This window comes from Nonomuraea sp. NPDC049504 (assembly GCF_040676845.1).
Classification (GTDB): Bacteria; Actinomycetota; Actinomycetes; order Streptosporangiales; family Streptosporangiaceae; genus Nonomuraea; species Nonomuraea salmonea.
In genome coordinates, this window is the sequence record NZ_JBFAPT010000006.1 from 220,073 (window position 1) to 237,356 (window position 17,284).

15 protein-coding genes and 1 pseudogene are annotated in these 17,284 nt (G+C 70.4%); 6 read left to right on the forward strand and 10 right to left on the reverse strand.

Going from position 1 to position 17,284, the window contains the following annotated elements:
* Positions 1-3: 3 nt before the first annotated feature.
* The 3 genes from AB0K28_RS14560 to AB0K28_RS14570 are packed head-to-tail and all read left to right on the forward strand — an operon-like array spanning position 4 to position 4,612.
* Positions 4-846: an ABC transporter permease gene (locus tag AB0K28_RS14560; protein WP_364369382.1), complete on the forward strand. Its 843-nt coding sequence runs from the start codon at positions 4-6 to the stop codon at positions 844-846.
* The gene (locus AB0K28_RS14565; protein ID WP_345400051.1) at positions 843-2,909 is read left to right on the forward strand and encodes an ABC transporter ATP-binding protein; all 2,067 of its coding nucleotides are present in this window, start codon (positions 843-845) and stop codon (positions 2,907-2,909) included. The genes AB0K28_RS14560 and AB0K28_RS14565 overlap by 4 nt, the downstream gene beginning before the upstream one ends.
* Complete coding sequence (locus AB0K28_RS14570) at positions 2,906-4,612, forward strand: ABC transporter family substrate-binding protein (protein WP_345400055.1); 1,707 nt, start codon at positions 2,906-2,908, stop codon at positions 4,610-4,612. The genes AB0K28_RS14565 and AB0K28_RS14570 overlap by 4 nt, the downstream gene beginning before the upstream one ends.
* A 67-nt stretch (positions 4,613-4,679) precedes the next feature.
* Here the strand turns inward: AB0K28_RS14570 and AB0K28_RS14575 are convergent, their stop codons facing one another.
* From AB0K28_RS14575 to AB0K28_RS14585, 3 genes are all read right to left on the reverse strand, one after another.
* The gene (locus tag AB0K28_RS14575) at positions 4,680-5,075 is read right to left on the reverse strand and encodes a peptidase inhibitor family I36 protein (protein WP_355419055.1); all 396 of its coding nucleotides are present in this window, start codon (positions 5,073-5,075) and stop codon (positions 4,680-4,682) included.
* A gap of 85 nt (positions 5,076-5,160) precedes the next feature.
* Positions 5,161-6,498 carry a glycosyltransferase family 2 protein gene (locus tag AB0K28_RS14580; protein ID WP_364369387.1) on the reverse strand — a complete coding sequence of 446 codons (1,338 nt, stop codon included), beginning with the start codon at positions 6,496-6,498 and terminating at the stop codon, positions 5,161-5,163.
* A complete protein-coding gene (locus AB0K28_RS14585; protein WP_345400064.1) occupies positions 6,495-6,656 on the reverse strand; it encodes a hypothetical protein in 162 nt (53 codons plus the stop codon). Before AB0K28_RS14585 ends, AB0K28_RS14580 begins: the two co-directional genes overlap by 4 nt.
* 235 nt (positions 6,657-6,891) lie before the next feature.
* On the opposite strand from AB0K28_RS14585, the gene AB0K28_RS14590 reads away from it, so the two are divergent.
* Positions 6,892-9,360, forward strand: a complete 2,469-nt coding sequence (locus AB0K28_RS14590) for a glycoside hydrolase family 3 N-terminal domain-containing protein (RefSeq protein WP_364369390.1) — start codon at positions 6,892-6,894, stop codon at positions 9,358-9,360.
* 129 nt (positions 9,361-9,489) lie between these two features.
* On the opposite strand, the gene AB0K28_RS14595 is transcribed toward AB0K28_RS14590, so the two are convergent.
* A complete protein-coding gene (locus tag AB0K28_RS14595; protein ID WP_345400070.1) occupies positions 9,490-10,011 on the reverse strand; it encodes a snapalysin family zinc-dependent metalloprotease in 522 nt (173 codons plus the stop codon).
* 98 nt (positions 10,012-10,109) lie between these two features.
* On the reverse strand, positions 10,110-11,264 hold the full coding sequence (locus AB0K28_RS14600) for a right-handed parallel beta-helix repeat-containing protein (RefSeq protein WP_364369394.1): 1,155 nt from the start codon (positions 11,262-11,264) through the stop codon (positions 10,110-10,112).
* A 212-nt stretch (positions 11,265-11,476) separates the two neighbouring features.
* Between AB0K28_RS14600 and AB0K28_RS14605 the strand changes: the two genes are divergently transcribed.
* Positions 11,477-13,339, forward strand: coding sequence for an ABC transporter ATP-binding protein (locus tag AB0K28_RS14605; protein ID WP_364369397.1), 1,863 nt, complete (start codon positions 11,477-11,479; stop codon positions 13,337-13,339).
* Positions 13,340-13,357: 18 nt separating this feature from the next.
* Here AB0K28_RS14605 and AB0K28_RS14610 read toward each other — a convergent pair.
* Positions 13,358-13,555, reverse strand: a pseudogene (locus tag AB0K28_RS14610) (NBR1-Ig-like domain-containing protein); the annotation flags it as partial.
* Positions 13,556-13,666: 111 nt separating this feature from the next.
* Positions 13,667-14,818 carry a transposase gene (locus AB0K28_RS14615; RefSeq protein WP_364369400.1) on the reverse strand — a complete coding sequence of 384 codons (1,152 nt, stop codon included), beginning with the start codon at positions 14,816-14,818 and terminating at the stop codon, positions 13,667-13,669.
* A 37-nt stretch (positions 14,819-14,855) separates the two neighbouring features.
* Here AB0K28_RS14615 and AB0K28_RS14620 point away from each other — a divergent pair, with 37 nt between their 5' ends.
* The gene (locus AB0K28_RS14620) at positions 14,856-15,005 is read left to right on the forward strand and encodes an Arc family DNA-binding protein (RefSeq protein WP_345400087.1); all 150 of its coding nucleotides are present in this window, start codon (positions 14,856-14,858) and stop codon (positions 15,003-15,005) included.
* Positions 15,006-15,087: 82 nt separating this feature from the next.
* Here AB0K28_RS14620 and AB0K28_RS14625 read toward each other — a convergent pair whose 3' ends face one another.
* The 3 genes from AB0K28_RS14625 to AB0K28_RS14635 all read right to left on the reverse strand — a co-directional run bounded on the left by AB0K28_RS14625 (position 15,088) and on the right by AB0K28_RS14635 (position 17,274).
* Complete coding sequence (locus AB0K28_RS14625; protein ID WP_345400090.1) at positions 15,088-15,207, reverse strand: NBR1-Ig-like domain-containing protein; 120 nt, start codon at positions 15,205-15,207, stop codon at positions 15,088-15,090.
* Positions 15,208-15,564: 357 nt separating this feature from the next.
* Complete coding sequence (locus AB0K28_RS14630) at positions 15,565-15,876, reverse strand: EthD family reductase (RefSeq protein ID WP_364369404.1); 312 nt, start codon at positions 15,874-15,876, stop codon at positions 15,565-15,567.
* A 99-nt stretch (positions 15,877-15,975) separates the two neighbouring features.
* Positions 15,976-17,274, reverse strand: a complete 1,299-nt coding sequence (locus AB0K28_RS14635) for an SLC13 family permease (protein ID WP_364369407.1) — start codon at positions 17,272-17,274, stop codon at positions 15,976-15,978.
* Positions 17,275-17,284 lie beyond the last annotated feature (10 nt).

The window sequence follows — 17,284 nt, forward strand, 5'->3', positions numbered from 1 at the left end:
AAGATGCGATCGAAAGTCGTCCTGAGGCGCCTGCTGCGCAACAAGCAGACCCGTTACGGGGTCATCGCGCTGATCCTGCTGGTGGCGCTGGCCTACGTCGGCCCCTTCATCGGCCCGTACGACTGGACCGACAAGGACTTCCTCGCCTTCCTGTCGCCGCCGGGCGCCGACCACTGGTGGGGCACCACCTCGATCGGCCAGGACATGTACGCGGTCACGCTGCGCGGCATGCAGAAGTCGATCGTCATCGGCCTGCTGGTGGCGCTGATCTCCACCGGCCTGGCCGCGCTGGTGGGCGCGTTCGCCGGCTACTTCGGCGGCTGGGTGGACAAGGCCCTCATGTGGGGCGTGGACCTGCTCCTCGTCCTGCCCAGCTTCCTCATCATCGCGATCGTCTCGCCGCAGCTGAAGGACGGCGCGTCCTGGCTGTGGTTCGTGGTGCTGCTGGCCGCGTTCTCCTGGATGATCACCTCACGGGTGGTGCGGAGCATGACGCTCTCGCTGCGCGAGCGCGAGTACGTCCTGGCCGCCGTCTACATGGGCATCCCGCGCTGGAAGATCATCATGCGGCACATCGTGCCCAACCTGTCGTCGCTGCTGATCATCGACGCGACGCTGAACGTCAGTGGCGCGATCATCGGCGAGGCGGCGCTGTCCTTCTTCGGCTTCGGCATCCAGCCGCCCGACGTCTCGCTCGGCACGTTGATCGCGGAGGGCTCGCGCAACGCCACCGGCTACCCGTGGCTGTTCGCCTTCCCCGCCGGCCTGCTGGTCGCGCTGGTGCTCAGCGTGAACATGATCGGCGACGGGCTGCGTGACGCACTCGACCCGGGGAGCAACTCGTGAGCATCTTGGAGGTCAAGGACCTCACCGTCACCTTCCCAGGCGGCATCGAGGCCGTGCGCGGAGTCAGCTACGAGGTCGAGCGCGGCGAAGTGCTCGGCATCGTGGGCGAGTCCGGCTCGGGCAAGTCCGTGACGTCGCTGGCCGTGATGGGCCTGCTGCCCAAGAACGCGGTGGTGGACGGCTCGGTCAAGCTGCATGGCCAAGAGCTGCTCGGCATGCAGGAAGACGAGCTGATCAAGGTACGCGGCAAGGCGATCAGCATGATCTTCCAGGATCCGCTGTCGGCCTTCACGCCCGTCTACACCATCGGCGACCAGATCGCCGAGGCCGTCCGCGTGCACCAGAAGGTGGGCAAGGACAAGGCGGCCAAGCGCGCCGTGGACCTGCTCGACCTGGTGGGCATCCCCAACCCGCGGCTGCGGGCCAAGGCGTTCCCGCACGAGTTCTCCGGCGGCATGCGCCAGCGCGCGATGATCGCCATGGCCATCGCCAACGACCCCGACCTGCTGATCTGCGACGAGCCGACCACCGCGCTCGACGTCACCATCCAGGCGCAGGTCCTGGAGGTGCTCAAGACCGCGCAGCAGGAGACCGGCGCCGGCATCGTGATGATCACCCACGACCTCGGCGTCATCGCCGGCATGGCCGACCGGGTGCTCGTCATGTACGCGGGCCGCCCGGTCGAGCAGGGGCCGGTGGACGACATCTACTACCGGCCGCGCATGCCGTACACGATGGGCCTGCTCGCCTCGATCCCCAGGGTCGACGGCGAGGAGGGGCCGCTGGTGCCGATCGACGGCAACCCGCCGTCGCCCGCCTCGCTGCCGCCCGGCTGCCCGTTCGCGCCGCGCTGCCCGATGAAGGTCGACATGTGCGACGAGGAGGAGCCGCCGCTGACCCCGTTCGGCGGGGGACGCCACGTGGCCTGCATCCGCGCGCACGAGATCGAGCACAAGGGCCTGACCGGGGCGGACGTGTTCCCCGTGCCCGTCATCCCGCCGAGCGACGTCGTCCGAGTGCCGCGCGCCGAGCGCGCGACCGTGCTGGAGCTCGACGGCATGAAGCGGCACTACCCGCTGATGAAGGGCGCCATCTTCAAGCGCCGCGTCGGCACCGTGTACGCGGTGGACGGCATCAGCTTCGACATCGCCGAAGGAGAGACGCTGGCCCTGGTCGGCGAGTCCGGCTGCGGCAAGACCACCACGCTGCAGCAGATCATGCAGCTGGAGCCGCCGCAGGACGGCCGCGTCGTCGTGCTCGGCAAGGACAGCGGCAAGCTGGACAAGGCGGCCCGCCGCGAGCTGCGGCGGGACCTGCAGATCGTCTTCCAGGACCCCATGGCGGCGCTCGACCCGCGCATGCCGATCGGCGACATCATCGCCGAGCCGCTGCGCGCGCACGGCAAGAAGGACGTCGCCGCCAAGGTCGCCGAGCTGCTGCAGCTCGTCGGTCTCGCGCCGGAGCACGCCGAGCGTTACCCGCAGCAGTTCTCCGGCGGCCAGCGGCAGCGCATCGGCATCGCCCGCGCGCTGGCCCTGGAGCCCAGGATGCTCGTCCTGGACGAGCCCGTCTCGGCCCTGGACGTGTCGATCCAGGCAGGCGTGATCAACCTGCTGGAGGAGCTGAAGAACAGGCTGGGCCTGTCCTACCTGTTCGTGGCGCACGACCTCGCCGTGGTACGGCACCTGGCGGATCGGGTGGCCGTCATGTACCTCGGCAGGATCGCCGAGATCGGCGCGGTGGAGAACGTCTACGACCGGCCCGCGCACCCCTACACGCAGGCCCTGCTGTCGGCGATCCCGCTGCCCGACCCCGAGATGGAACGCACCCGCAAGCGGATCCTGCTCGAAGGCGACCTGCCCAGCCCGGCGGACCCCCCGTCCGGATGCAGGTTCCGCACCCGTTGCCCCAAGTTCGCCCGGCTCAGCGAGGGCGAGCGGCAGCGGTGTGTGGACGAAGAGCCCTCGGTTGCCCGGCTGACGAGCGCCGATCACGGCGCCGCCTGCCACTACGCGGAGGAAGTCGAGGTCATCACGGCCTCGGACAATCAGGAGGAAGAGTGAAGGTTCATTACCGTGCGGCCGCTGGGCTGGCGGTCCTGGCCATGGCCGTGGCGGCTTGTGGTGGCGGCGGCTCCGAGACCAAGCAGCCGAGCGCCGAGCAGTCGCAGCAGGCTCAGCAGCAGATGTCGGAGACCCCGGCCATCAGCATCAACCCCGTTCCCTACGAGCAGGTGAAGGACGGCGGCACGCTCACCCTGCCCGTCGGCCAGTGGCCGAGCCAGTGGAACCCCTACCACGTGGACGGCAACCAGGCCGACACGACGGAGATGCGTGACACCTTCCTGCCGAGCGTGATGGTGGCGGACGAGGAGGCCAACTTCACGCCGAACCCCGACTACCTCACCGACGTGAAGGTGGACACGGCGTCCGGCAAGCAGGTCATCACCTACACCATCAACGAGAAGGCCACCTGGTCGGACGGCGAGCCGATCACGTGGAAGGACTTCGAGGCGGCCTGGAAGGCCAACAACGGCGAGAACAAGAAGTACAAGCCGGCCTCCACCGACGGTTACGACCGGATCGAGTCGGTCGCCAAGGGCGACTCGGACCGGGTCGTGGTCGTCACCTTCTCCAAGACGTACCCGGAGTGGCAGGGCCTGTTCTCGCCCCTCATGCCGGCCAAGCACATCGACTCGCCCGACGTGTTCGACAAGGACTACCTGCAGAAGGTTCCGGTCACCGCGGGCCCCTTCAAGATCGAGAGCATCGACGAGGGCACCAAGACGCTGACCGTCGTGCGTGACGACAAGTGGTGGGGCAAGAAGGCCAAGCTCGACAAGGTCATCTTCCGTACCATCGAGACGCCCGCCGCGCAGGTCAACGCCTTCGCCAACGGCGAACTCGACATGGTGGAGATCCCGCCGGGCAGCCCCGCCGACCTCAAGCGGGCCAAGGAAGTCCCGAACGTGGACATCCGCAAGGCGCTCAGCCCCAACTGGCGGCACATCACCGTCAACAACCAGAGCGAGTTCCTGAAGGACAAGTCGGTCCGCCAGGCCGTGGCCTACGCGATCAACCGTGACGTGATCACGCAGTCCGACCTGAAGGACATGGACTGGCCGCTGCAGACGCTCGGCAACCACGTCTTCATGAACAACCACAAGGGTTACGTCGACAACTCCGGCGACCTCGGCAAGTACAACGTCGAGAAGGCCAAGCAGCTGCTCGACGCGGCCGGCTGGAAGCAGGAGAGCGAGGGCGCGACCCGCAAGAAGGACGGCAAGGAGTTCGAGCTGTCCTTCGTGGTGCCCGCGGGCGTGCCGTACGCCAAGACCGAGGGTGAGCTGACCCAGGCGATGCTGGCCGAGGCCGGCATCAAGCTGTCGATCCGCGCGGTCCCCGATGACAAGTTCTTCACCGACTACATCATCAAGGGCGACTTCGACCTGGTGCCGTTCTCCTGGATCGGCACGCCGCTGCCGATCGGCTCGCTGCCGCAGATCTACAAGACCGGCTCCGAGAGCAACTTCCCGAAGTCCGAGAACCCCGAGCTGGACGCCGCCATCGAGGACGCCGTGGGCGAGATGGACCCGGCCAAGGCCATCGAGAAGGCCAACGCGGCCGACAAGATGATCTGGGACATGGTGCACACGATCCCGCTGTACCAGCGCCCCGACATCCAGGCCGCCAAGAAGACGCTCGCCAACCTGGGCGCCGAAGGCTACAAGACCTACGACTGGTCGATCGTCGGTTTCACCGGCTGACCCTCTCTCACCGGGCGACCCCCGGCCGGAGCTGCTCCGGCCGGGGGTCTTCCCGTGCCGGGGGCCGTCAGCCGTGGGAGTCGGCCGCGCCGCTCTTGACCGTGATGCCGCAGGACGGGCCGCCGGGCCCGTCGAAGCGCACGGAGTCGAAGAAGTCGCGGTAGGTGGAGAAGAAGTTGCCCTTGTCCCGGGCGAAGGTGACGGCGGCGCAGCCGTCGTAGTTCGCCTCGGAGAAGAGGTAGATCAGGCTGTCCGTACGGTTCCAGTCGGACTTGGCGCGGTCGGCCATGCCCAGCGCGGCCAGGTCGGGGGTGTCGGCGTTGATCTGGATGACGTCCCCGGTGCCGTCGAGGCCGGAGAACATGCAGTAGTAGCCCTCCTGGCACCGGTCGTAGCCCTCGGCGGCCTGAGCCGGCGTTCCGAGCGCCGCCACGACGGCGGCGGCGAGCGGTAATGCCAGCATCTGAAGCTTCTTGCCCACACTTCCTCCAAGGGTGAAACTTTCTTTCAGCTCGAACATACACGCCGCGATCTTGTCAGGAAAGGGATCATTTTCCGGCCGTCAGCCCGACCTCCACGCCGCCCCTGGTGCCCCAGCGGCCGACCCGGTGACACGTCAGCACCGCGTACGCCAGCAGCGGGCGCAGCACCACCAGCCGCCACAGCGCGGCGAGCGGGGCGAGCGCGAACGCCAGCAGCCGCGCCCCCGCGCTCTCGTCGCCGCGCCGCACCGTGAACAGCCGCAGCGCCATCACGTAGTTCATGGCCAGCCCCGCCTGTGCTCCGGCCGCCGCCACAGCGCCCCAATCGACTTGGCGGTCGGTCAGCAGCGCGACCGGGAGCGCCGCCATGAGCAGCAGGTGCAGGTGCTGCGCCACCGTGGTCCAGAAGACGACGCTCGTCAGCGGCAGGTACCGCAGCCACCACAGATGCCGTACGGCCGTGCCGCGCATCCACCGCACCTGCTGCCTGGCGTAATGACCGAACCGGGCCGGGGCCAGCGTGAACACCATCGCCGACGGCTGGTGCACGGTCCGCCCCGCCAGCAGGGCGTGGAAGGTGAGCAGCGAGTCGTCGTTCATCTGCATCGGCCGGCCGCGGAAGCGCTCGTTCTCGTACGCGCCCGCGCACCGGCGCACCACGCCCGCCCGGTAGAAGGCCAGCGCGCCCGAGTTCAGCGTCACCTTGCGCAGCACCGAGCCCGCGCTGCGCAGGCCGAGCGTGAACGGCAGGTAGAGCAGGCCCGTCAGCCGGCCGATCGGGCCCGCCGTCCGGTTCAGCACCAGCACCTGACCGGCCACCGACTGCACGCGCGGGTCCGCGAACGGGGCCAGGCCCTCCCTGACGGCATGCCGGTCGAGCACCGAGTCGCTGTCGAGGGTGACGAACACGTCGCCGTCGTCCTCGGCCAGCGCGTGCATCTGGGCGTGGCGCTTGCCCCGGTTCGGGGTGCGGTCCCAGGTCGTCTCGACGCCGCGGGCCGCCGCCGCCGACTCGAACGCGTGGCGGACGTCGTCGTACGGGACGTGCGAGCCGTCGTCCACCACCCGCACCCGCGTGACCGGCCGGCTCTGCGCCAGGACCGAGCGCAGGCAGGCGCGCAGCGCCTCAGGGTCCTCGTTGTAGACCGGCACCTGGACGGTCACCCGCAGCGCGTCCAGCCCGGCCCGCTCGCCCGGCGGCGCGGTGATCCGGCGCTCGCACCACGACAGCGGCAGCCACCACAGGAGCATCGCGGCGAGCAGCCAGGTGGCCGGGCCCGCGTCGTTCCCGGGCAGGGCCGCCGCCAGCCTGGCCACGCTCCAGACGGTGACGCCGGTGACGCCGGTGACGAGGAGCGCGAGGAGCCTGGGGTGGCCGGCGTACTCGGCGGACGGGTCCGTCATGGGCACAGGGGAGTGCGGTCGCGGCGGAAGCGGGCGCGTACCAGGAAGGCGGCGCCCAGCGCGATCGACGCGCAGAGCGCGACCAGCCAGGGGTGACCGCCGGCCAGCGCGGCCACCGCGACGCCGCCGCCGTAGCCGGCCAGGGATCCGTACGCCATCGAGGGCCTCCTGAGGTGGAAGTGACGGCGGACAGTGTCGCCTGAACCGGGGTCCCGCCGGCCTCGCCACCGGTCAAGAGGAGCTGAAAGTTTCACCGGCGTACGGCTTGTTTCCGCTGGTGCCCGCCGTCGCCGGAGTGGTGCGTCGAACGCGGCGGGGAAACTCGGGGATCGTGACCTACAGTGCTGTTGGGAGCGCTCCCATATCCCTTCTAGCCAGCCGGAGCAGCGTGCGATGAGCAGCAACCCGAGCAGAAAGAGGCCGGTGGTCGGTGCTGTGGTGGCCGCCCTCCTCGCCACGACCCTGACGGCGCCCTCCCCGGCGACGGCCGCTGTGATGGGCGCGGCCGCCCTGCCGTACCAGGATCCGAGCCTTCCTGTCGCCACCCGGGTCGACGACCTCATGGGCAGGATGTCGCTGGACGAGAAGCTGGGCCAGATGACGCAGGCCGAGCGCGGCTCGGTCAGCACGTCCGACGTCACCACGTACCGGCTCGGCTCGGTGCTGTCGGGCGGCGGCTCGGCCCCGTCGCCGAACACGGCCACCGGCTGGGCCGACATGTACGACAGGTTCCAGAACGCCGCCCTGGCCACCCCGCTCGGCATCCCGCTCGTCTACGGCGTGGACGCCGTGCACGGCCACAACAACGTGTACGGCGCCACGATCTTCCCCCACAACATCGGCCTGGGCGCCACCCGCGACCCCGATCTCGTCCAGCGCATCGGCCGCGCCACCGCCGAGGAGGTGGCCGGCACCGGCATCGACTGGAACTTCGCCCCCTGCCTGTGCGTGGCCCGCGACGACCGGTGGGGCCGCACGTACGAGTCGTACGGCGAGACCCCCGACCTGCCCTCGCAGATGGCCTCGATCATCACCGGCCTCCAGGGCGACACGCTGAACGGCCCCGCGTCCGTGCTCGCCACCGCCAAGCACTACCTCGCCGACGGCGGCACGCAAGGCGGCACCGACCAGGGCGACGCGCGCGTGTCCGAGTCCGAGCTGCGCGCGGTGCACCTGCCGCCGTTCGAGGCCGCCGTCGAGCGCGGCGTCGGCTCCGTGATGATCTCCTTCAGCAGCTGGAACGGCACCAAGCTGCACGGCCACCGCTACCTCATCACCGACGTGCTCAAGGGCGAGCTGGGCTTCGACGGCTTCGTGGTCTCCGACTGGAACGGCATCGACCAGATCGACGGCGCCCCCGGCACCTCGGCGCAGGACGTGCGCACCGCTGTGAACGCCGGGGTCGACATGGCGATGGTGCCCACCGAGTGGCGCCGCTTCATCGAGCTGCTGCGCGCCGAGGTGCAGGCAGGACGCGTCACCACCGCCCGGGTGGACGACGCCGTACGCCGGATCCTGACCAAGAAGTTCGAGCTCGGGCTGTTCGAGGAGCCGCTCACCGACCGGTCGTACACCTCGACCGTGGGCAGCGCCGCGCACCGGGCGCTGGCCCGCGAGGCGGTCGCCAAGTCGCAGGTCGTGCTGAAGAACGCGAACGACCTGCTGCCCCTCGCCAGGACCGGCGGCAAGATCTTCGTGGCCGGCAAGAGCGCCGACGACATCGGCAACCAGAGCGGCGGCTGGACGATCTCCTGGCAGGGCTCGTCCGGCGACATCACCCCCGGCACCACCATCCTCGAGGGCATCAGGGACACCGTCGGCTCCGGCGCCACCGTCACCTACAGCAGGGACGGCAGCGGCATCGACGGCTCCTACCGGGTGGCCGTCGCGGTCGTGGGCGAGACCCCGTACGCCGAGGGGCAGGGCGACCGGCCCGGCGGCCTCGGCCTCGACTCCACCGACCTCAACACGCTCGCCACCCTGCGGGCCTCCGGCGTGCCGCTCGTCGTGGTGCTCGTCTCGGGCCGGCCGCTCGACATCGCCGCGCAGCTGCCCGGCTGGGACGCCCTGGTCGCCGCCTGGCTGCCGGGCACCGAGGGGCAGGGAGTGGCGGACGTGCTGTTCGGCGCCGTCGAGCCGGCCGGGAAGCTGCCCATGACCTGGATGAGCAGCGCGTCCCAGCAGCCGATCAACGCCGGTGACGGCAAGACGCCGCTGTTCCCGCAGGGGTTCGGGCTGACGTACGAGCCGGGCGGCGAGGAGGACGACACCAGCCCGCCCACCGCGCCCGGCACGCCCGCCGCCTCCGGCGTCACCTCCACCTCGGCCACCCTCACCTGGGCCGCCGCCACCGACGACGTCGGCGTGACGGGGTACGACGTGGTCCGCTTACAGGGCTCCGCCGAGTCGCCGGCGGTCTCCGTGAGCACCACCTCCACCACCATCACCGGCCTGTCGCCGGACACCTCCTACACCTTCGCCGTCTACGCCAGGGACGCCGCGGGCAACCGCTCACCCCGCTCGGGCACGGTGACGCTGACGACGTCCGGCGGCGACACGGGCGGCGGTTGCTCGGTCACGCCGTCCACGCAGAGCCAGTGGGGCAACGGGTACGTCATCCAGGCCACCGTCACCAACGGCAGCGCCGCCAGGACCTCCTGGACCGCCACCTTCACCCTGCCCGCCGGGCACACGATCACCGGGTCGTGGAACGCCTCCGTGAGCGTCAGCGGCGGGACCGTCACGGCGCGCAACGCGCCGCACAACGGGACGCTGGGGGCGGGCGCGAGCACGTCCTTCGGCTTCCAGGCGAGCCGCCCCAACGGCGACGCCGCCCTCCCCTCCGGCTACACCTGCGACTGAACGCGAAGCCGCTCCCGCCTGACGGGGGAAGCGGCGGGGGAGGGGCGGCCCCGGTGGGCGGGGCCGCCCCTCCTGCCAAGGTCTCCGGCGCGCCACGGTCCCGGCGCCGGGCCGGGGGCGCCGCCCGGGTCAGCGGTTCACGTGGAGCGTGCCGAACTCGACCTGCGGGGTTGCGCCGGCGAAGTTGCGGTCCACCTCGGCGCGCTCGGCCGCGCTCGGGTTGGCGTTGCGGCAGCTCACCGGCGCGCTCGACCCGGACATCAGATCGGTGCAGCGGCCCGTGCGCCGGTCGGGCAGGCCGAGGATGTGGCCGATCTCGTGGGTGGCGATGCGCAGCGGGTAGTAGCCCTCGTTCACGGCCTGCCGTCCCATCCAGACCGTGCCGCGCCCGAGCCCGGTGGGCAGCGCGCGGGGCCAGCCGTTGTCGGCCAGCACGACGAAGTGCGCGGGCGTGCCGCGGACCAGCCGGACGTTCGACATGGCGGCGTTCCAGACCTGGGCCGCCTGGTCCACGGTGGCGCTGAACTCGGCGGCGCGGCTCGCGTCGTACCGGATGACCGTGACCAGGGCGGTGGCCTGGGCCGGCGCGGTGACGAGCAGGAACGCCAGGCTCAGGACGGCGGACAGGGCGATGCGAAGGCGTTTCGACACGGAGCCTCCTCCGGGGAAGTGGGGGTGTTTGTGACGGTATGCGCCCCACCAGCCCCGGAAGAGGTACCAGATTGCCCCTATCGCCGTGGTATGACCCTTCAGCAGATCGTCTGGCGGCTGTTGACCAGCGTGTTGTTCCTGAAGGTCGTGTTGGCGCCGCACGGGTTCTCGTTGATCGCGGAGTTGGTCACGGTGAGGTTCTGGATGATGACGTCGGAGGTGTTGGGGAACTCCGAGCGGGCCGCGAGCCTGATGTCGCCCGGCCCCTGCACGCTGCCGCCCTGGGCGGCGATGTTCACGTTGTAGCAGTTCTCGATGAGGATGGCGTTGCTGCCGGTCTGGGCGATGTCGACCCGGTTGATCACCGCGCCGCCGCTCTCCGAGACACAGAACACGCCCCGGCCGCCGCCCCGCGCGATGACCTGATCGACGCGGATGTTGGTGGGATAGCCCGACCCGATCCTGCCGTTCCTGTTGGCCATGCGGAAGGCGGCGTAACCCGTGCCGGTGCCCGCGTTCTGCGCGTCCACGGTGCCGACCGTGGCGTTGACGGTGTCGTTCAGGAGCAGGCCGGAGTGGCCGGTGTTCCTCGCCGTGACGGTGCCGACGGTGAGGCCGTCCACGCCGTACGTCTCCACGCCGTGCGTGCTGGTGCCCGAGACGTAGACGTTGTCGATGCGCACGTTCCTCGTCCGTACGCCGCGGTCGCCGTGGTTGTCGATGCGGATGCCGAGACCCCTGGACAGGCGCAGGTCGATCTGGCCGAGGGTGACGTTGACGCCGTTGCGGACGAAGATGCCGTACAGCGGGGCGCCGGTGACGTTGAGATGCTGGACCTCGACGTCGGTGACGCCTCTGGCGTACACGACGGCCTGGTCGCCCGACCCTGAGCCGGTCACGTTCACGGTGCCGCAGACGTCCAGCACCGTGTAGCTCGGCAGCGACAGGCGCGAGCCGGCGCTCATCGAGCCCGAGCCGCGCACGACGACGCGCTGCTTGGAGGTGCGGCCGGCGGTGAGGCTGTTCACGGCGGCCTGCATGGCCGACAGCATGCTGCCGCCGGTGTAGACGGTCCTGGAGCCGTTGCGCGCGGTCCAGGTGCCGCCGCTCAGCACGGCCTCGGCGTTGTACGAGCCGTCGCCGCAGGCCAGCGCCTTACTGGCGCGCGTCTCCGCGACGGCGGCCGGGCCGGACAGTGCGCTCGCCGCGAGCACGAGCGCGGCGAGACCGGTGAGAAGTTTTCTGCTGGACATACTCCGCTCCCATGAATCGATTCATGCGCATTTATGCAGTCGAAGGCGGGTGGAACGGGAGATGAATCGCACGGAGTATTACAACGTTCAAATCGGCCGTCAACCGGCGGTGAAACTTACATGACAAGTCCCCTGACCACCGTCGAACGCCTCACAAAAGCCGACCCTTGCCGCCACCGGAAACCGCCGGTGCCCGCGTGCACACTCAAAGCATGCAGAACGAGCCGCTCGACATCGGCGAACTCACCGTTCCCAATTGGAGCGCCCACACCGACAAGATGGCGGAGGTCGGCTTCCTGACCATCGCCAGACGGCTGCCCTCGCTCGTCGGCCAGGCGCTGCGCATGGCCTGGCAGGCGAGCCCCCGCGACACCCTGGCCACGGTCGCGCTCAGCCTGCTCGGCGGGCTGTTCACCGCGTTCGGCCTGCTGGCCACCACCGGCGTGCTGACCGCGCTGTTCAGCGAAGGCCCGACCCCCGACAGGGTCATGGCGGCGCTGCCCAGCCTCGCCCTCGTCGGCGCCGCCGCCGTGCTGCGCACCACCGTCCAGGCCGGGGCGGGCTGGGCGCAGTCCCGGCTCACCCCGCAGATCTCCCGGCTCACGGAAGAGCGCCTCTACGGCCTGACCAGCCAGGTCGAGCTCGTCGCCTACGACGACCCCGACTTCCACGACTCGCTCGAACGCGCCACCACGCGCGGCGTGACCGTGCCCGACTCCGTGGTCAGCTCGGCCGTCGACGTCGTCACCGCCGCCGTCGGCATCGCCGCCGCCGCGGGCGTGCTCGGCGTGCTGCACCCCGTTCTGCTCCCGCTGCTGCTGCTCGCCGTCCTGCCCGACGCCTGGGCGGCGGTGCGCACCGCCCGCATGCGCTACGCCGCCATGTACGCCCTGATCCCCGTACGCCGCCGCAAGTGGATCATGGCCGACCTGCTGGCCGAGCGCGAGTCAGCCGCCGAGGTGCGCTCGTTCACCATGCGCGGCTTCCTGCTGCGCCTCTACGACATCGTGGCCCGCTCCGAGCAGGACGTCATGCTCGGCCTCGCCCGCCGCCAGACCGTGGCCAGGCTGGTGGGCGAGGCGCTCGGCGGCATCGGCACCGCACTCGTCTACGTCGCGCTCGGCGTCCTGCTGGCCGTCGCCGCCATCCCGCTCGCCGTCGCCGGCACCGCCGTCCTCGCCATCCGCTCCGGCCAGAACTCCCTCGCCAACCTCATGTACGCCACCAACCGCCTCTACGAGCAGGGCCTCTACTTCACCGACTTCCTCGAGTTCTGCGCCGAGGCCGAGCGCCGCGTCACCCGCCCGCGCCCCCTTCCCGCCCCCGGCCGCTTCTCCTGCATCACCGCCGAACACGTCACCTTCACCTACCCCGGCGCCGACCGCCCGGCCCTGCGCGGGGTGTCGGTGGAGATCAAGCAGGGCGAAGTGATCGCGTTCGTCGGCGAGAACGGCTCGGGCAAGACCACCCTCGCCAAGATCCTGTCCGGCCTCTACGAGCCCGACACGGGCACCGTCCGCTGGGACGACGTCGACCTGCGCCAGGTCAGCCCCGACGACCTGCGGCTGCGCTCCGCCGTCATCGCCCAGGACCACACCCGCTGGCCGCTCGCCGCCCACTACAACATCACGATGGGCACCGACAAGGGCGAGGCCGCCCTCCGCGCCGCCGCCTCGGTCGCCGGCGCCGACGAGGTCATCGCCGAGCTGCCCCACGGCTACCGCACCCTGCTCGACCGCCGCTTCAAGGACGGCCACGAGCTGTCCGGCGGCCAGTGGCAGCGCATCGCCGTGGCGAGGGGCTTCCATCGGGACGCCGTCCTGCTCATCTGCGACGAACCCACCGCCGCCCTCGACGCCCGCGCCGAGCACGCCTTGTTCGAACGCGTCCGCTCCCACTCCGACGGCCGCACGGTCCTGCTCATCACCCACCGGCTGGCCAGCGTGCGTTACGCCGACCGCATCTACGTCCTCGACCACGGCGAGATCACGGAACAGGGCGACCACGACACCCTGATGACCCTGGACGGCCTGTACGCCGACCTCTACACCCTGCAGGCCACCGCCTACCGCTGACCTCAGGCCACGGTGACGTCAGGCCACGGTGACGTCAAGGAAGATGGGGCGCTTGTCGGCCATGAGCGGCGTGCCTTCCTTGTCGGTCATCTTCCAATAGATCTTGCAGCGGCCCGGCGCCTTGGCGGCCTTCACCCGTACGGTGATGTCCACCGACTCGCCCGGCCGCACCGGGCCGATCCCGACCCGCTTGGGGGCCTCGCAGGGGGTGTGTCGTTCATGCGGGTGAGTTGACGCGCTCCCCGGCCTGAAGAAGGCCGGGGATTCAGCCCGTGCCGCGTGTGCGGCACCTCTGTGGCTTCCTGTTTCACCGGGTCCTGCCCTCCGCTAGGCGGCGGGTCTTACGGTCCCTCCGCAGGCGTTTCGCCTCTCCGCCCGTCCGGCGGCGAGGATGTTGATCGCGGCGTTGACGTCCCGGTCGTGAACCGCCCCGCACGGGCAGGTCCACGACCGGACGTTCAGCGGCATGGACTCGGCGACCGCCCCGCATGCCGAGCACCGTTTGCTGCTGGGGAACCAGCGGTCGATCTTCACCAGGGTGCGGCCGTAGCGGGCGGCCTTGTACTCCAGCATGGTCACGAACGCCGACCATCCGGTGTCGTGCACACTCTTGGCCAGCTTCGTGCGGGCCAGGCCCTTCACCCACAGGTCCTCCACCATCACCGCTTGGGTCTCGCGGATGATCCGGGTGGAGAGCTTGTGGATGAAGTCCCGGCGCGCGTGGGCCACACGAGCGTGGGCGCGGGCGACCTTGACCACGGCCTTGGCGCGGTTGTTCGACCCTTTCGCCTTGCGGGACAGGGCCTGCTGCGCCTTCTTGAGCCGCTTCTCCGCCCGGCGCAGGAACCTTGGATTGCTGATCTTCCGGCCGTCCGACAGCACCGCGAAGTGCGTCAGCCCGAGATCGATGCCGATCTCGGCGGCCGTCTGCGGCAGCGGCTCGGCGGCGGCCTCGACCACGAACGAGGCGAAGTAGCGGCTCGCCGCGTCCTTGACCACCGTCACGCTGGACGGCTCGGACGGCAGAGGGCGCGACCAGCGCACCGTGACGTCGCCGATCTTCGGCAGGCGCAGTTTCCCGCCCGCCGTGACCTGGAAGCGGGCGTTGCGGGTGAAGCGGATCGCCTGCCGGTTGTCCTTGCGGGACCGGAACCGGGGCGGGGCGAGCTTCGGCCCTTTCCGCTTGCCGGACACCGACGCGAAGAAGTTGCGGTAGGCGGTGTTCAGGTCGGCCAGCGCCTGCTGGAGCACGACCGCCGACACCTCGCCCAGCCAGGCCCGCTCAGGGGTCTTCTTCGCCTCGGTGATGATGCGCTTGGACAACTCGCCGTCCGAGACGTACGGCAGGTCGTTCTCGTGGGCTTGCTGCCGTGCGCGCAGCCCGTCGTTGAACACCACCCGGGCGCACCCGAACGCCCGCGCCAGCGCGCTCTGCTGGCCCGGGGTCGGGTAGAGGCGGTAGTTGTACCGGAGCTGCACGCTCCGATCATACCCAACCTGGCACTACAATGGTGTCATGATCAGGATTACGCTCCGGCTTCCCGAGAACGTGCACGCCCAGGTGGTCGCCCGCGCCGAGACCGAGCGGCGATCCCTGAATTCTCAGATCGTGCACCTGCTTGAGATCGCGCTCACCGCCGACCAGGCATACGATGAATCGTCTTGACGGCGATTCACCCCTCCCTGCCCCGCTACGCGGGACGGCCCGCTTCACCCCCCCCGGCCTGACAGCCGGAGCACTGCGGGCATCATCGGTAGCGGTCGCGCCAGTGCACGCTGCCCGTGTTCCTGATCCGCCACGTCTTGTCGAACCTCTCGCCCGCCGGTACGACGGTGCCGTCGGGGTAGGTCACGTCCCGCTCGAACACCGAGTCATCCTGCGGCAAGGTGGTCGGGCCGGGTCCGGGGGTGGTGGCTTGTTCCCAGAGGGTGCGCCATTTGTGGCGGGTTTCCTCCTGGTCGTGGCCGAGGCGAAAGCTCGCAAAAGCACAAGCCGGTCCGGAAGCGGCCCCCCGGACGCTTCCGGACCGGCGACGGGCGCTCGTCGGCCGCAGTGCCTCGTCACCCACAGTGCGCTCGTCACATGACGATGTCCCCGGTTGTCATGTTCCTTCCGCCATTCACCATGCCGGCTAATCGGAAATGCGCCATGAGATGACCGTCCAGCAATTGTCCGGGCATTGTCCACATGGCCATCTGGACCATTGCTGAGGCAGGGAGGAAGGTCAGACCACCGCGTTCGCCGGTCCCGTCACCATCGTGACGCCGGCGCCGGCGAAATTGGCCAGATCGGCGACCGCCGCCTTGCCCTCCTCGCCCGCCATTCCCGCGTTGTAGGCGTCCTCGTCGTCGAACGTCAGGACGGCGATCAGGTGGTACGGCGGGCGCTCCCCGCGCACGGGGGCGGGCCGCATGACCGTGTACGAGCGCAGCCCCGGCAGGCGGGCGGCGATCGGGGCGTGGACCGAGTCGTAGTGCTCGTCGAACGCCGTGACGTCCTCGGGGTGGTGGTACATGACGATGAGCTGGAAAGCCATGGGTGATCCTTTCTGGTTGTGGAATGCCCTCCGATCCAACCGGGATCCGCCGCCGCGCGACAGGGGGCACGCGGCGGCGGCACCGGACCATCGCGCGGGTCAGCCGAGCCAGCCGGGCGCCACCAGCACCGCCCACGCCGCGAGCGGCCCGGCCAGCACGATCGCGCCCCCGTACGCCAGCAGCCCGCGGTAGAAGTCGTCCCTCGGCATGCCCCGCACGTTGGCGACCAGCAGCGCGCCGGTCGTGGAGAACGGGCTGACGTCCACGATCGCCGACGACACCGACAGCGCGGCGATCATCGCGATGGGGCCGAGCGTGCCCTGCGACAGCAGCGGCACGGCCAGCGGCACCAGCGCGCCCAGGATGCCGACCGTCGAGGCGAACGCCGACACCACGCCGCCCACGTAGCAGATGAGCAGCGCCACCAGCAGCGGGACGCCGATCGCGGCCACCGTGGCCCCGACGTAGTCGACGGTGCCGATCTCCTGGAGGACGCCGACGTACGTGACGACGCCGCAGATCAGCAGCACCGTCGGCCAGGCCACCCGCTCCACCGCGCCCTTGTCGGACTTGGGCGAGGTGAGGGAGAGCACGACGGCCACGGTGACGGCGGTCAGGCCGACGTCCAGCTTGAAGGCGAGGACGGCCACGCAGAGCGCGACGATGCCGGTCAGCGTGAGCGCCTGGTGCGCGGTCAGCCGCAGCCCGCCCCCGTCGCCGCCCGTGCCTCCGGCGGCCGGCGCCCCCGGGCTCTCGTCACCGGCGGGCGCCTCCGGCACGTACGTCCCGCGCCGGATCAGCTCCCGCCCGCCGAACAGGAAGAACACGATGAGGGCGGCGGCCGCGTTGAAGGCGAAGCTGGCCAGGAACAGCACGAGATGGTCCATGGGCAGCCCGGCGTCCTTGGCGACCCCGTTCACGATCCCGCCGAGCACGCTGATCGGCGAGAACGCGCCCGCCTGTGTCCCGTGCGCCACCATCAGCCCGATCAGCAGCGCGTGGATGCGGTACTCGGCGGCGAAGCCGAACGCGATCGGCGCGAGGATGGCCGCCACGGCGGGCGCCGGCGCGCCGACCGCCGTCAGCAGCGCCGAGATGACGAAGACGACGGGCGGGATGGCGGCCAGCCGCCCCCGTACGAGGTGCACGGCGGCCCGGACGAGCCAGTCCACGGTCCCGTTGTTGGTGGCGATGGCGAACAGCAGCGTCACCCCGACGAGGATCACGAACAGGCTGCCGGGGAACGCGCCGAGGATGTCGTCGGTGCTCATGCCGGCGGCCAGCGTCCCGACCAGGAAGGCGCCGACGAGGGCCAGCGCCCCGAGGTTCACGGGGAACATCGTGGCCACGACGAACATGAGGATGAGGGCGAGAATGGACAGGAGCTCTGCGGACACTGCTGACTCC